This is a genomic window from Paenibacillus sp. PAMC21692, from assembly GCF_014303795.1.
Classification (GTDB): Bacteria; Bacillota; Bacilli; order Paenibacillales; family Paenibacillaceae; genus Pristimantibacillus; species Pristimantibacillus agaridevorans.
In genome coordinates, this window is sequence record NZ_CP060293.1 from 283,673 (window position 1) to 298,096 (window position 14,424).

Consider the following 14,424-nt stretch of genomic DNA (forward strand, 5'->3'; position numbering starts at 1 on the left):
TCCCATACACCCGGGAGGGCCTTCTATCATTTCGCGTTATACGCTTCCGTATATTCCTTTATAATATCCGATCCGCCCTGCAGCTTCCATCGCTCCACTTCCCGGTAAAAGCCATCCTCGTCCAGCTTGCCCAACATATAGTTGTAGGTGGCGTCGGAGATAATCTTGTACAGCTCCACGCCGCGCTCGTCATAGGTCTTGGACTCCAGCCCGTTAGTGGGATCCGGCACGATAAACTTCTCGTTGTCCGCCGTATACCTCTCGGCTTCCTCCTGCAGCGTCTCTTGCTCGCTAACATCCTTGACGTTGGGATTGCTGAGATCGGCGATCATGAGCACATACAGTCCGCCCGCCTCTGTCGTACGTATCTGCGTCATCTCCTCGGGTAACAGCACCTTGCCGTCCTTCAACAAATAATGTTTGTCCTCCATGCCGTATTTGAGCAAATTCGCCACGTCGCCATCCATCGTCCGGTCGTAGAACGCCAGAATGTCCAGCAGCTCTTCCTCGGTGCGGATCGCCTTCTTCGAAAACAGATACAGCCCAAAATAATTCGGAATCGACCAAACCCTGTAACCCTCTGGACCCTGAATACGGTTCACCAGCGTAAATTTTGCCTTCGGATTAAACAGTTGGGCCTCATCGGACAAACGCTGCACGTCCTGCATGCTGCCAATGTATACGCCCGCCATCCCGCGAATGACGAAGTCGCGCTGCATCTCCTTGCTGGTTACCGCAAAATCCTTGTTGATGAGCCCTTCATCATACAATCTTTTCATATAGTTCATCGTGTCGAGGTAAGCGGCGGATTCGAATTCCGGTACAAGCCCGCCCCCCGCGCCATCCGTTCCCCAATTATTAGGCGTGCCGAAATAAGAGCCCAGCGTCTTGAACGCGCCAAACACAAGGTCGTTCCGGTCCACCAGACCGAAGGTGTCGTGCTTGCCGTTGGCATCGGGATCGTTGTGCGTAAACTGCCGGATCACCTCATACAGCTCCTCCAGCGTAGAGGGTTTGGCCAGCCCCAGCACGTTCAGCCAATCCTCGCGGATGATGATGCCCTGTCTGGACGAAGGCCGCTCCGTGTATAAGCCATAAAGCTTGCCGTCCACGGCAGTCTGGGCAAGGATACCCTTGTCGAGATGCTTCAGGTTCGGAAAACGCTCCAGATAAGGACCGATCTCCCAGAAGGCGCCGGATCGGATCGAATTCTTCATGAACATGTAGTCCGTATGTTTGGCGAATGTTACCTTTTTGAGCGAATTCGTCGTCAGAGCGGTATTCATCTTGTCGGTGTAGATGCCGTCCGGTACCCAGTTGATCTCCAGCTGCGTGCCCGTCAACGTCTCCAGCTCGTTCATCGTTTCTTCACTCGGCGAGTGGGGAAAGTGCAGCGGCGCCATAATCGTTAAAACGGGTTTGTCGTCTTCGCCGCCGCTCGACTTTTTGTCATCGCCGCCGGTGCAAGAAGCGCATAATAGAAGCAGCGGCAATATTGTCAGCATGAGCTTGCGGAAGCGGCAGACAGCTGGTCTCTGTAGCCCTGACATCGAAATCCCCCTTGTACTTGCGGCCTGCAGCCGACATAATCTAAGCTAATGATCATCGCCAGAGAAGATGATTATTGTCCCGCATGTATGCGTTTACTAAAATAGTGGTAACAGCGACGCAATCTAGAGAGAGAAGGTGGAGAAGTCCGTGCGTTCATTGTCCTTTCTTAGCAAGTTGACGATCTTCGGCTGCCTGCTTGGCACCATTCCGGTTATCTTCATCGGGTCGTTCTCCTACATGACGTCGTCCAAGGAAATTCAGGAAAACGTCGCCAGCGGCAATCGCCAGTTGCTGATGCAAATTAACTCCAATGTAGAGCAGAAGCTCACGACTGTCAACCACACGCTAAATCAGGTGATTCATTCCACCGTCCTGAAGCGGGCCATTCAGGGGCCGCTGTCGGCGGACGACTTCATGACCTATAACGATATCCAGAATGAGATCCGGTATATGCAATCTTTTGACACGAAGCTGGAAGATGTCATTCTGATTAACGAGCGCCACAACTGGATGGTTAAAAACTCCGGTCTCTATGCGTTCGACCGCTACCCTTTCCAGGAACAGCTGGCTTCGCTGCGAAATACGCCGGAGGGCGTGTCCTGGGTGCTGACGCCTTCGGAATGGTTCTACTCCGAGGAGAATGCCCGCGGCACCGCCGCTTGCCCATACAGTATCAGCCTGGTGAAGAAGTTGCCAACGTCGGGTTTGGAGAAATACGGCCTCGCCGTCGCCAATATTCCCGCCTGCAGTTTGCAGGATCTCGTTGAGCTGGAGACGTCGGACGCCACGCTCGCGCACATGATCATTCTGGATGAAGAGAACCGGATTCTGCTGCATAGCGACCCTTCCCTCATCGGACAACCGGCCGAGGCCGCGGGAATGCCCGCCGAGCGCCTGACCGACGCGGCGGGGGACTTTGTCGTCGCCGGAGAGCAGGGCAAACAATCCGTTACGTATTACCGGTCCGAACTAAACGGCTGGCATTACCTGTCGGTCTCCTCCATCTCGGCCATGACCAAGGAATCCGTCAAAATCGGCGCCTACACGCTGTACATCTGCCTGTTTATGCTGCTCGTGTCGCTGCTTCTTGCCTGGATCGGATCCCGCCGCATGTACTCGCCCATCCAGCTTCTGCTCGCCCAGGTCGGCGAGCGCATGACGGACGGGCGCGCAGATAGGCGGAGCCGCAACGAATTCCAGGTCATCAGCGAACGCGTGCAGGGGTTGTTCCAGTCCAAATCCCAACTGGAGAAAGAGGTCCAGCAGCACGTGCAGCAAGCGCGCGCCTTCTTTCTGATGCGCGCGCTGCAAGGCAACGTTCGGGGAAGCTCCATGCCGGAGAAACTTCGGCAGTTCGGCTACGGCGAGCAGCTCGAGAGCTGGCGGTCTATGGCCGTCATGGCGCTGCAGATCGACTTTCAGGAGGACAGCCGTTATACCAAAAGCGATCTGGAGCTGCTGCTCTTTGCTGTCCAAAATATCGTAGAAGAGCTGGTGCCGTTGCAAGGCCGGCTGGCTCCCGTTGCCATGGACGGCACAATCGTCGTCGTGGTTGGGAGCGCCACCGAGGATGCCACGGGGTTCTCCGAGGAGATGTATGCCGTTACGGAGCAGGTACAGAGCCAGGTTGCCGGTTACTTGAACGTGCAGATCAGCATCGGCCTCAGCCTCTCTTTCACGGCCTTCGATCATCTCTCCGTCGCATGCCGCGAAGGGATCGAAGCGCTTAAGCAGCGGATGAAGCTCGGTACGGGCATTATTATTCAATACGAGCATTTCGAGCAGCAGGAGGGCAAGCCGTTTTGGGGGATTGGCTACCCTTCGTACATCGAGAACGAGCTGCTCGACGCGATCAAGCTGGCCGAGAAAGACACCGCCAAGGAGCTGCTGAAGCAATTCCTGCAAGCCGTTTTCGCGGAGGAGCACAGTCCGCAGGAATACCAGATTCCGCTCGCGCGGCTGCTGAACAGTCTGCTTGTCGTCATGCAGGAATCCGGCGTCGGCCTCGGCCAGATTCATCCCATGAAGAGCTCGCTGCTGGAGGAGCTGCTCAAGCTGCCTACGCATGCGGAGATCGAGGAATGGTTCTGGACCGGAGTCGTGCATCCCATGGTGAAGGTGTTCCGGGACAGACGCGAGGCGCAATACCATAACATTTCGGAGAAAATCATCGATCTCGTCCAGCATCATTACGATTCGGATCTGACGCTTGAGGAATGTGCGGCACGTCTGCATTACAACGCCAATTACTTGAGCAGCGTCTTCCGCAAGGAGACAGGCCATTCGTTCAGCGAATATTTGACGATGTACCGGTTCAACATGGCGAAGCGCTGGCTGTCGGACAGCGAGATGCCGATCAAGGATATCGCCGCTCGGCTGCGCTACAACAACCCGCAAAATTTCATCCGCTCCTTCCGCAAGCAGGAGGGCGTCACGCCGGGCCAGTACCGCGAGCGGAAGCGGAGCGGGTAAGGTGCGAGTAAGGTGCGAGTAAGGTGCGAGTAAGGAGTAGGCAAGGAGCCGGTAAGGTGCGGGTAGGAAACCCGCTAGGGCAGAGGGATAGGCATATGGCCTTAACGAAACGAGCAACGTAGAAAAGCCAAAGAGCCCGGACGTGCAGGTAGACAAGCCTGCCCGATCCGCACCACGCGCAGCTCTCGACCCTTGGCGGTGCCAGCTACCGCCCGCCTCTTACCTCTCCGGAGCGGCCAGCTCCGCCCTCCCGCCCATATAGGGTCGCAGCGCCTCCGGAAGGTAGATCGAGCCGTCTTCGCGCTGGTGATTCTCCAGCAGCGGGATCAGGATCCGCGGGCTGGCTACGGCCGTGTTGTTGAGCGTATGGCAATAACGAAGCGTCCCCTCCTGGTCGCGGTAACGAATGTTCGAACGACGAGCCTGAAAGTCGAGCAAATTCGACGACGAATGCGTTTCGCCGTAAGCGCCGCGGCTCGGCATCCAGGTTTCCAGATCGTATTGCTTATACGTCTTTTGCGACATGTCGCCCGTACAGACCGCCATCTGGCGATAAGGCAGCTCCAGCATGCGGAGCACCGTCTCGGCATGCCCCGTAATTTCTTGAAGCATGGTCTCCGAATGCTCCGCGTCCGCTCGGCAAATGACTACCTGCTCCACCTTGGCGAATTGATGCACGCGATAGAGACCGTGCACGTCCCGCCCTGCCGAGCCGACCTCGCTGCGGAAGCACATCGAAGCCGCGGCCAGCTTGATCGGCTGGCCGACATCCACAATCTCGCCCGCATAGAACATGACCAGCGGCACCTCCGACGTCCCCACCAGGTAACGCTCTTCTTCCGCAATCCGGTACGTCTGATCCTCCCCTTGCGGGAAGAAGCCGGTCCCCTTCATCGCTTCCGCCCGAGCCATCAGCGGCACATCCAGCGGAGTGAAACCTCGCTCCACCAGCAGGTCCAGCGCCATCTGCTGGACGGCGCGATGCAGCAGCACGCCCGTCCCGGTCAAATAATAATGCCGGCTGCCCGCCGTCTTCACTCCTCGCTTGACGTCGACAAGTCCGTGCAGCTCCGCAAGCGCCATATGATCCCGCCATTCGAAGTCGAAGACCGGCGGCTCTCCTACCCGCTTCAGCTCCACATTGTCCTCATCCGACTGCCCGATCGGCGTATCCGGCGATACGATATTCGGCACACGTTCAGCCAGATTCTCTAAAGCGAGCAGGACGTCTTCCAGCTCTCGCTCCAGTTCCCCGATGCGGCCGTTTAATTCCCTCACTTCGGCGCGTCCTCGTTCCGCGTCGTCACGATTGCCGCCCCGCATCCATCCGCCGATCGACTCCGACAGCTTATTGCGCCGCTCTCTGAGTCCATCCGTCTCGCCTTGCGCCCTCTTCCTGGCGTCGTCCGCCTCCAGCAGCTCCGCAATCGACAATTTGATTCCCTTGAGATCCGCCGTCCGCTGTACTTCAGCCGCATGCTCCCTGATCCACTTCATGTCCAACATCGTGACACCGCTCCTTTGTTTGTTAGGGCGTATCTGAAAACCCGCTCAGGGGCATCTTTCACCGCCTTTCCGCCCCCTGCTTCGTCACTTTTGCTTGACGTACCCCCGGTACGCCTTCACAAAAGTTCCTTGTATGGAACGAAAATTCGGCAAAATCTGCTCCCCTCGGAGTATTCAGACACGCCCTAGCTATGCCTCAAACCTTCAAAAAACACAAAAAGCGCCCTCATCCCACTGGGACGAGGAGCGCTTATACTCGCGGTGCCACCCAAATTGACCAGACAGACAATGGCCATGTCCGATCCTCTTTGTTCCGCGGTAACGGGCGGATTCCGGTAAACTTAGGAGGACGCTTGACCAAAGCGGCGAGGGATCAACCACGCCTGCTCCGCTCCTTGCGGTACTCTGAGCTGCTATCCTCTTGACGAATACGCCTCCGAGTTGGATTCTCTTCACGGGCATAATGTCGAATTCGATTTTTACGTATTATAGCTTATGCGATCGGTCTTGCGCAAGTCTTCGAACCGAATACGGCTTCGACTACGACCATCCTGCGTTCCACTCGTCCAACGCCAATCGGGCGGCCCCAAGCAGTCCCGCTTCATTGCCTAACACTGCGGGTCTTACGCTAATCGCTTGCTCCGTGCAGGAGCCAAGCTGCGCCAACAGATCCCTCCACCACAATCGATGCGTATCCATAATTCCGCCGCCGATGATGATTAGCTCCGGATCATATAGATTCTGCAGAGAGACCAGTCCGGTTGCCAAATCGGACACAAATCGGCTAATAACGGCTCGCGACTGTTCATGTCCCAGCTCCAGTTGCCGCAACAGCTCGCGACTGTCCCATCCGCGGTCCACGAGCTTCGCCGAACGGTTGAGGGCCGTTCCGGAAGCATATTGCTCCAGACAGCCGGACTGACCGCAGTTGCAAGCCGTGCCGCCGGGATGCAGGATCATATGTCCGATTTCTCCCGCTCCGCCGCGCGGGCCCGAAATCAGCTTGCCGTCATGCACGAGGGCTCCCCCTACTCCGGTACCCAATGTCAGCAGCACATAATGCCTGGCCTCCCGTCCAGCACCAAGCCAGCCTTCTCCCAGCGCAGCCGCGTTGACGTCGTTGTCCACGAATACAGGCAGCGACAGCCTGGCTTCCATTACCGATTTCAACGGCGTGCCCATCCAACCCGGCAAATTATCGGTCGCATAAAGCACCGCCCCCGTTCGCCTGTCGATTCGGCCGGCCGCGCCGATGCCAAGCGCTCCGATTTCCCCTCTATAATCGTTCCGAAGCTGACCGACCACTTCCTCCATGCAGGCGAGAATAGCCTCTTTGCCTTGGCTCACGGGCGTCGCAGCTTGAGCCAGTCCGATTATCCCGCCATCCGGGCTTATGATGCCCGCCTTGATGTTGGTACCACCGACATCCATCCCTATGACATGCATCCCGTCCTTGCCAGCCGCCGCGCGCTCCTGTGCTTCAACCATTGAATCATCTCTGCCGCTCAACTCTCCGCCCACCTTTCACTTGCCTTAACCGGACTGAACTATTTTTGCGAAAGCTCAAGCAAGCGCAGCAAACCAAACATATTATTCGTCGCGGTCCAGCCGGTATAAACCGAATACATGCCGCCTTCGTCGATATGGTTGTTCTGGTCGGCCCTGCCGTCCCATTGCCGGGTTGCGGCATTGTAGGAGCCACGCCAAGCCCCGTCCCACAGCGGCGATTCGCCTTTGCACTGGATGTCCGTCAAGAAGTTTGCCAGCTTGCGCGCGCCTTCTTCATAGTTAACATCGCCGGTAGCCTGCCACGCCTCTATGAGCGCCATCAAAGCGAACCCTTGCGTATAGACCAGATCGCATAGATTTTCGTTGTTTTGCAGTGCGGCATCTTTCGTCTGGGCGTCGTTGTTCAAGATTCCGCCGCTTCCATGCTGCAAGGAGAGCGTATAGGCGCCCGCCTTCTTCAGCGCTGTTGCAAAACGCTCATCCTTCGTCAGACGGTACGCCACGCTGAAGCTATATAACGCTTTGGCCGTCTCGGAGGACAGAGGTCTCCAATCTTCGGTCAGTTCCAGCTCGTAGGATGTCTTTATCCTGCCGTCTTCAAGCTGAAGCGCGAGCAAATAATCGTAAGCTTTCAATGCCGCCGTTTTGTACTTCTCTCCGCCTGTAGCTTGATGCAGAAGCAGGAAGCCGGCCGCAAGCCACAGCACAAAGTCCGGCCCTTTCGCAAGCTCCCACGTTTTGCCGTCCTTCCGCACAAAATTGCCTTCGGAACGCTGGATGCCTATCCAGTAATCAGCTACTTTCACCGCGCTTTCCAGCAGGCGCGGATCCCGGTCGATTTCGTAGGCATGGAGCAACGCGATCATAATCCGGCCGTTGTCATTTTGGTAAAGCTTTTTCCCCGAATCCGTTACGGTATTCCCCTCTACCAAAAAGAACGGAAAACTCCCGTACCATACAGACAAAGGATCGTTATCCTGCGCGCGCAGCACCCATTCCTTGATCTTCGCGGCCAGCTTCGCGTAACGATCGGAGCCGGTGATCCGCTCGTACACCGTTAAAGTTCTGAGCAGCTCCGTATTGCAATCTGGCCTGACCCAGTTGACCCTTATATGCTCATTGATCCGAATCCGTTCGTACATGCCGTGATAGCCGCCGTCGAACGTCAGCATTTGCGACTCGATCCACTCCATGCACGTTTCTACGCTTGTCAAATACGTTTGACTGTTCATGTCCTGCCTCCTTAATATAGCTTGTCCGCTACGGCATTGGCCGTCTTCATGATCGCTTCCGAAGTCCTCTCCTTGGAGAGAGACTCTACAATGGCGGACAACATGTCAATGGCCTGGATTTGCGCGATTTTCGTCGAAAGCGCCCCTCCCTGAAGCGGCGATTCCTTGGTGGGCACCAACAAAATCGCATCGGCAACCTGCGTAATCGGCGACCTGGCGTGACTGGTCAGGCAAATGACGGTGGCGCCGCCCGCCTTCGCCTTCTTGATCGGATCGACCAGATCCTTAGTGCTGCCCGACGTTGAGATGCCGAACACAATATCGTCTTTGCCTAGCAGCGACGCCGACATCGCAATAATATGCGCGTCTTGTTGCACCGTCACGGGCAAGCCGAGCCGCATGAACCGGTAATACGCGTCTTGGGCGGTGATGCCCGACGAACCTACGCCGATAAAATGAACGCGCTTGCCCGACAGTAACCACTCTGCGGCCTGCATCAGCGATCCCGGGTCCAGCAAGGCTCTCGTATCCGCCATGACCTTCGTATGAATGGCGGTGACGCGGTTCATGATGGAGAGCGGGTAGTCGTCCTCCTCCTCCACCTCCTCCTCGGTCTCCGCTTTCACCGCATTTAGCACCGTAACGGTGATAGAGAGCTTGAACTCATGATATCCGCTAAAGCCCAAGCTCCGACAGAAGCGAATGACCGAGGTTTCGCCAACGCCGGCCTTCTCGGATAGATCCGTTACCGTATAATGAACGGCCGCTTCCGGATCGTTCAGCACCGTATCCGCCACTTTCTTTTCGGCTTTCGTCATGGACGAATATAAGCTTGAAATCGTTAGCAGCGTGTTGGCATTCCCCTTAATTGATGTTTTTTTCTTCATTTCCCGCCACCTACTTCTTCCGGGCTGGTTGCGAATATTCGCCGAAACCACGGATCACATGGACAAACTGTTTCGTAATCTCCCGCGGCCGCGTAATCGCCGTCCCGACGACTGTCGCGTACGCGCCGGCGCGCAAACATTCGAGACATTGGTCCGGCGTCCAAATCCGCCCCTCCGCCAATACGGGAGTGCGGTTCAAGTCCGCGAGCCGCTTAACCAGCGCAAGATCGGGTTCCGATTGTTGCTCGCTATACGGCGTGTAGCCGGATAATGTCGTCGATATCAGATCGACGGCCAATTCCATCGCATGGACTCCCTCCTCGAACGTAGAGATGTCCGCAACGATTGGCACCTGCGGATAAACCGCCTTGATCTCGGCAATAAATTCGGCAATGCTTCTGCCGTCCGGCCTTGGCTGCGAAGTTGCGTCTATGGCGACCATATGGGCTCCGGCTTCAACGACAGCCTTCACTTCTTCCATCGTTGGCGTAATATACACATCGGAATTGTCGTAATCGCGCTTGTATAGTCCGATCAGCGGCAAAGACACCGCTTGCCGGATTGCCGCGATATCCGCCGGCGAATTGCAGCGGATCGCGACAGCGCCCCCCTGTTCCGCCGCCACGGCCATTGCCGCCATATGCGATGCTCCGAATAACGGCTCATCCTCCAGCGCCTGGCACGAGACGATACATCCATGCCTGAGACTTTTGATCATTGCATTCATGGGTTCACCTGCCGATTATGATTTGGTCCTATTCTAGCATATACTCCTGCAATAAAAAAGAACTTTTCTCTTTTTCATAAGTTATAAAAAGAAATTATTTTTATTTTGTTCACCCCTATCCTCTGCCAGTAGCCGCCGTGAGAACTCTCGCTTCGAGAATGAAAACTACATGATTCCAAGGTCATCAAAGTATCATTTTTGGTCATCATCTTCACTTATTCCAGGATCTTGTCGGAGATATAATGTAGGTGCATTGACTTTATAAATTCGGAGGGTGAGACTATGTTACGCGAAACGAATGCCGATGTCGTTATTATCGGGGGGAGTCTGGGCGGCTGCGCTGCCGCTCTTGCAGCAGCGGCTATGGGGAAAACGGTCTTGATGACGGAAGAAACGGCCTGGATTGGAGGACAACTGACCAGTCAGGCGGTTCCTCCCGACGAGCACCAATGGATCGAACAGTTCGGTTGCACGTCGAATTACCGTAAATTTCGTAATGGAGTAAGGGAATATTACCGAAGGAATTTCCCGCTGTCCGATCAAGCTGCCGCGGATCCGCTCCTGAATCCGGGCAACGCCAAGGTTAGCCGCATAAGCCATGACCCCCGAGCAGCGCTTGCAGTGCTTCTGGAAATGCTTGCACCGTATATGCACAGCGGAAAGCTGGTCGTGATGACGCATTGCCGGGCGGAAGCGGCGGAGACGGATGGAGATCGCATACGCTCCGTCACATTGCGGAACGTATTATCGGGAGCAAGCACGATCGCTGTAGGGCAATATTACCTGGATGCCACGGATTGCGGGGATCTGCTTCCGCTTACCGGAACGGAATACGTTACGGGGTCGGAATCCCGTTCCGAGACAGGAGAGCGGCATGCGCTTGACGGCCCTGCCGATCCCCAGGACATGCAATCCATCACGCATTGTTTTGTCGTCGATTATTTGGAAGGCGAGAATCATACAATCGACAAGCCCGCCGATTACGAGTTTTGGCGATCGTATCGTCCCGATTTTTGGCCGGATCGATTGCTAAGCTTGGCCGGTGTTCGACCGACTACCCTGGAGCCCGTTTATTACGATTTATTGCCGGGAGGCAAAGGTTTGTCGTTCTGGGAAGGCTTCTCTTTGCTTACTTATCGGCGTCTTGCGGACAAAAACAATTTTTTGCCAGGCACTTTTCCCGGGGACGTTAGTGTTGTCAATTGGCCGCAGAATGATTATTTTCTGGGTTCGATCATAGATGTCAGCGAAGAGGAGAAATCCCGTCATCTTTATCAAGCCAAACAATTGAGTTTGTCGCTTTTATATTGGTTGCAGACGGAAGCGCCGAGACCGGACGGCACATGCGGATATCCGGGATTTCGTCTTCGTCGGGATGTCTTCGGAACAGAGGATGGTATGGCTCTGTATCCATATATTCGCGAGTCGAGAAGAATCAAAGCGGAATTTACTATACTGGAGCAGCATATTAACCCGCAAGACCGATCTAATGGCCAGGCGGAGAATTTTCACGATTCTGTTGGCATCGGTTACTATGCGATGGATCTTCACCCGAGCACCGGGAACCGGCATTATATTCATTTGCCGGCTCTGCCATTCCAGATCCCGTTAGGCAGCATGATTCCTGTACGAATGAACAATTTGTTGCCTGCCTGCAAAAATATTGGCACGACTCATATTACGAATGGCAGCTATCGTCTGCATCCGGTGGAATGGAACATCGGGGAAGCGGCAGGCGCTCTTGCCGCGTTCTGTCTGGAAAGGAATGAGACGCCGCGCAACGTGCGCAACAACCAAAAGCTGTTGACGGAGTTTCAAACCGTATTGCAACAACACGGGGTCGAGCTTGCCTGGCCGGAAAACATTATGAATTGAAATCGCATACTATTGGAAATGTGCTAAAATGAACAAAAAACCGTCGGGGGGATTTTTGTGAAAAGCATGTTGACTTCGGAAACCATTCTAACCGGAGAAGGGATGTATCTGCAGATTGCAGCGGCAGCTCCGTTCGCCTTCCATGTTCGAGTGAGCCGGACAGACTGCTTTGACGCAAGTCCCCCTTTGACTTGGCTCGACACGGATCGTTTGATTCCGCAAGTTGCCTGCCGGGTTACGGAGCAAAATGAGGAAAGGGTCAGTCTTAGCGTGGAGGAGGCTGTCATCCAGGTCAATCGGCGCACGGGGGAGATCGCGTTTCGGGACAAAGGGGGCCGTCTGCTGACCCGACAGGACCAGCCGGCTTATGGGGGCGATCCGGATGGCTTCGAAACGGCGTTTGTTTTGGCGGAGGAGGAGCGCCTGTACGGATTGGGCGACCAGTATGACACCCCGTTGATGAAGAGAGGTCATAAGATTTCTATTCGTTTGCGAGACAATCGTGTACATGCCCCTATCCCCTTCATTATGTCAACCGCCGGCTGGGCATTGCTTGTCGATAGCGACCGGGAACATGAATTCGATGTCGGTTGCGACTTGCCGGACATTCTGCGCGTTCGCGGGAAGCAGGAAGAACTGGCCTTTTATTTGATAGCCGATCGCGATCTGGCCGGCTTGCTCGACAAGTACACGAAATTGGTCGGCTCTTCGTATATGCTGCCGATCTGGGCATATGGGCTATCATTCGTCTGCAACCGGCAGACGACGGCGCGCGATATGATTGAGGACGCTTTGAAATTCAGACGCGATCATATCCCTTGCGATATGATCGGGCTGGAGCCCACCTGGATGGACAAACCTTTCGATTACGGGACATCCATCAATTGGCACCCCGATCGATTCTATATTCCGGCATGGATGCCGGAGGGCGCGCACACGTTTCTGGGAGTTCTGCAGACGATGGGTTTCAAATTAAGTCTTGGTCTTCCGCTCCGAGAAAATTCCGATATCGGGGAACCATCCCGCCGAGATGCAAAGTGGTACAAGGATCTGGAGCGGTTTGTCGCTCAAGGCGTAGACGGGTTCAAGCTATGCACGGAGGTTCAGATAGGAGAGCAAACGTATCATCCTTCTCTCCCGCAAAAGCCGGAAGATTCTTCTAGCTTGACACATCCGGGTTCAGTGAGCCGCATCCTATTCGAAGGATTCGCGGGACAAACGGGTCGTCGGCCGATGATCTATTCGCCAATCGGATATACGGGCATTCAAAAATATGCGGCGATGTGGTCGGGAGGAAGAAGCTCGCCGCATTTGACCGTTCTCAATATGGGTTTATCGGGTATACCGCATATGAGCGTCGCTATAAATCTGCATACGCCCGAGGGAATTCACTTTGGTTTTTTGCAGCCGTGGGCGAACGTGAACAGTTGGGCATATTGGCGCCATCCTACGCTTCTCGATCAGAATCTGCTGGACATTTTCCGGAAATACGCTGTATTGCGTTATAAGCTGATACCTTATATCTATTCTGCGGCGCGCATCGCCGTTAGTAACGGGTTGCCGATTGCCCGGGCGATGCCGCTGGCGTTCCCGCACGATTCCCGTTCGGATTCTCTGCCAAACCAATATATGTTTGGAGACAACCTGCTCGTCGGGGTATACACGGACCGGGTGTATTTGCCTGCCGGCGAATGGTTCGACTTTTGGACCGACGAACGATATTTCGGATCAAGCGAGGTTGTCTGTCGCCTTCCCGCTCATGCGGGTGGTCCCCTGTTCGTACGTGCCGGGTCGATCATACCGATGTGGCCGGAGATGGACTATGTCGGGCAGAAACCACTCGATCGGTTGGAACTGCATGTGTACCCTGGCAGAGAGGGCGAATTCACCTTATACGAAGACGATGGGCAGACGTTTGGTTACTTGCAGGGGGAGTCGGCGATTACAAAAATGACTTGCCATGTCAACGAGGAGCGCATATTGCTGGAGATTGACCGGCGGAAAGGACAATATGCCGGAATGCCGAAGCAGAGAATCTGGAGCGTTGTTTTTCATTCTGCGGAAAAGCCGTCCGCAGTGACCGTTGACGATTCGGAATGGCGCGAGACGACAGCCGGGCGCAAGGGGCTCCCTCCCGACTGCTGGTCCTATCAACGGAAATCGAGTACGCTCCGGATGACTCTGAATGAACCGGAAAACCAGTTGACCGTGCGTGTCGAATTGTTGTACGGCGCTTTGCAAACGACGAAGGAGAAACCCCGGCGTGACCATACAAGGCGTACGGCCACGGAATTGGAGAATAAAGTCGAGGTCGGACAAATATATAAACTCGCAAGCCAGGTAACGGATATGATCAAGCTCGAAATTGACCGTGAATTAAGGTTGCATGAGATCGCTTCGCGCTTGCATGTCAGCCCTGCCTATTTGAGCCGCTGTTTCAAGAGAGATGTCGGGTTATCCTTTTCCGACTATGTGCTGGGGCAGAAGATGGCGCTGGCCAAGGAACTGCTGTTGTCCGGGTCTACTGTCGCGGTTGCCTCGAACCTCACCGGTTACAAGGAAACAAGTTATTTTATTCGCGTGTTCCGCAAATATTGGGGAATGACTCCCGGCGAGATAAAATTGTAAGTACTTATTGCAAATGCGGGTCGGGAGCCATACGTTT

9 protein-coding genes are annotated in these 14,424 nt (G+C 55.1%); 3 read left to right on the forward strand and 6 right to left on the reverse strand.

All coding sequences use genetic code 11. The annotated features are described in order from the left end of the window. Positions 1–26: 26 nt before the first annotated feature. Positions 27–1,550, reverse strand: a complete 1,524-nt coding sequence (locus H7F31_RS01215; protein ID WP_261800264.1) for an extracellular solute-binding protein — start codon at positions 1,548–1,550, stop codon at positions 27–29. Between the two features lie 148 nt (positions 1,551–1,698). Here H7F31_RS01215 and H7F31_RS01220 point away from each other — a divergent pair, with 148 nt between their 5' ends. Further along, positions 1,699–4,023, forward strand: coding sequence for an AraC family transcriptional regulator (locus H7F31_RS01220; protein WP_187102656.1), 2,325 nt, complete (start codon positions 1,699–1,701; stop codon positions 4,021–4,023). Between the two features lie 219 nt (positions 4,024–4,242). On the opposite strand, the gene serS is transcribed toward H7F31_RS01220, so the two are convergent. The 5 genes from serS to H7F31_RS01245 all read right to left on the reverse strand — a co-directional run bounded on the left by serS (position 4,243) and on the right by H7F31_RS01245 (position 9,884). After that, positions 4,243–5,529: a serine--tRNA ligase gene (serS, locus tag H7F31_RS01225; protein ID WP_187102657.1), complete on the reverse strand. Its 1,287-nt coding sequence runs from the start codon at positions 5,527–5,529 to the stop codon at positions 4,243–4,245. 540 nt (positions 5,530–6,069) lie between these two features. Next, positions 6,070–7,038 carry an ROK family protein gene (locus tag H7F31_RS01230; RefSeq protein WP_261800265.1) on the reverse strand — a complete coding sequence of 323 codons (969 nt, stop codon included), beginning with the start codon at positions 7,036–7,038 and terminating at the stop codon, positions 6,070–6,072. Positions 7,039–7,076: 38 nt separating this feature from the next. Continuing rightward, complete coding sequence (locus H7F31_RS01235; protein WP_187102658.1) at positions 7,077–8,270, reverse strand: glycoside hydrolase family protein; 1,194 nt, start codon at positions 8,268–8,270, stop codon at positions 7,077–7,079. An 11-nt stretch (positions 8,271–8,281) separates the two neighbouring features. Further along, positions 8,282–9,157, reverse strand: a complete 876-nt coding sequence (locus H7F31_RS01240) for a MurR/RpiR family transcriptional regulator (protein WP_187102659.1) — start codon at positions 9,155–9,157, stop codon at positions 8,282–8,284. Positions 9,158–9,167: 10 nt separating this feature from the next. Continuing rightward, positions 9,168–9,884 carry an N-acetylmannosamine-6-phosphate 2-epimerase gene (locus tag H7F31_RS01245; protein ID WP_187102660.1) on the reverse strand — a complete coding sequence of 239 codons (717 nt, stop codon included), beginning with the start codon at positions 9,882–9,884 and terminating at the stop codon, positions 9,168–9,170. A gap of 282 nt (positions 9,885–10,166) precedes the next feature. Here H7F31_RS01245 and H7F31_RS01250 point away from each other — a divergent pair, with 282 nt between their 5' ends. Next, on the forward strand, positions 10,167–11,759 hold the full coding sequence (locus H7F31_RS01250; RefSeq protein ID WP_187102661.1) for an FAD-dependent oxidoreductase: 1,593 nt from the start codon (positions 10,167–10,169) through the stop codon (positions 11,757–11,759). Between the two features lie 66 nt (positions 11,760–11,825). Continuing rightward, positions 11,826–14,387, forward strand: a complete 2,562-nt coding sequence (locus tag H7F31_RS01255) for a TIM-barrel domain-containing protein (protein ID WP_261800458.1) — start codon at positions 11,826–11,828, stop codon at positions 14,385–14,387. Positions 14,388–14,424 lie beyond the last annotated feature (37 nt).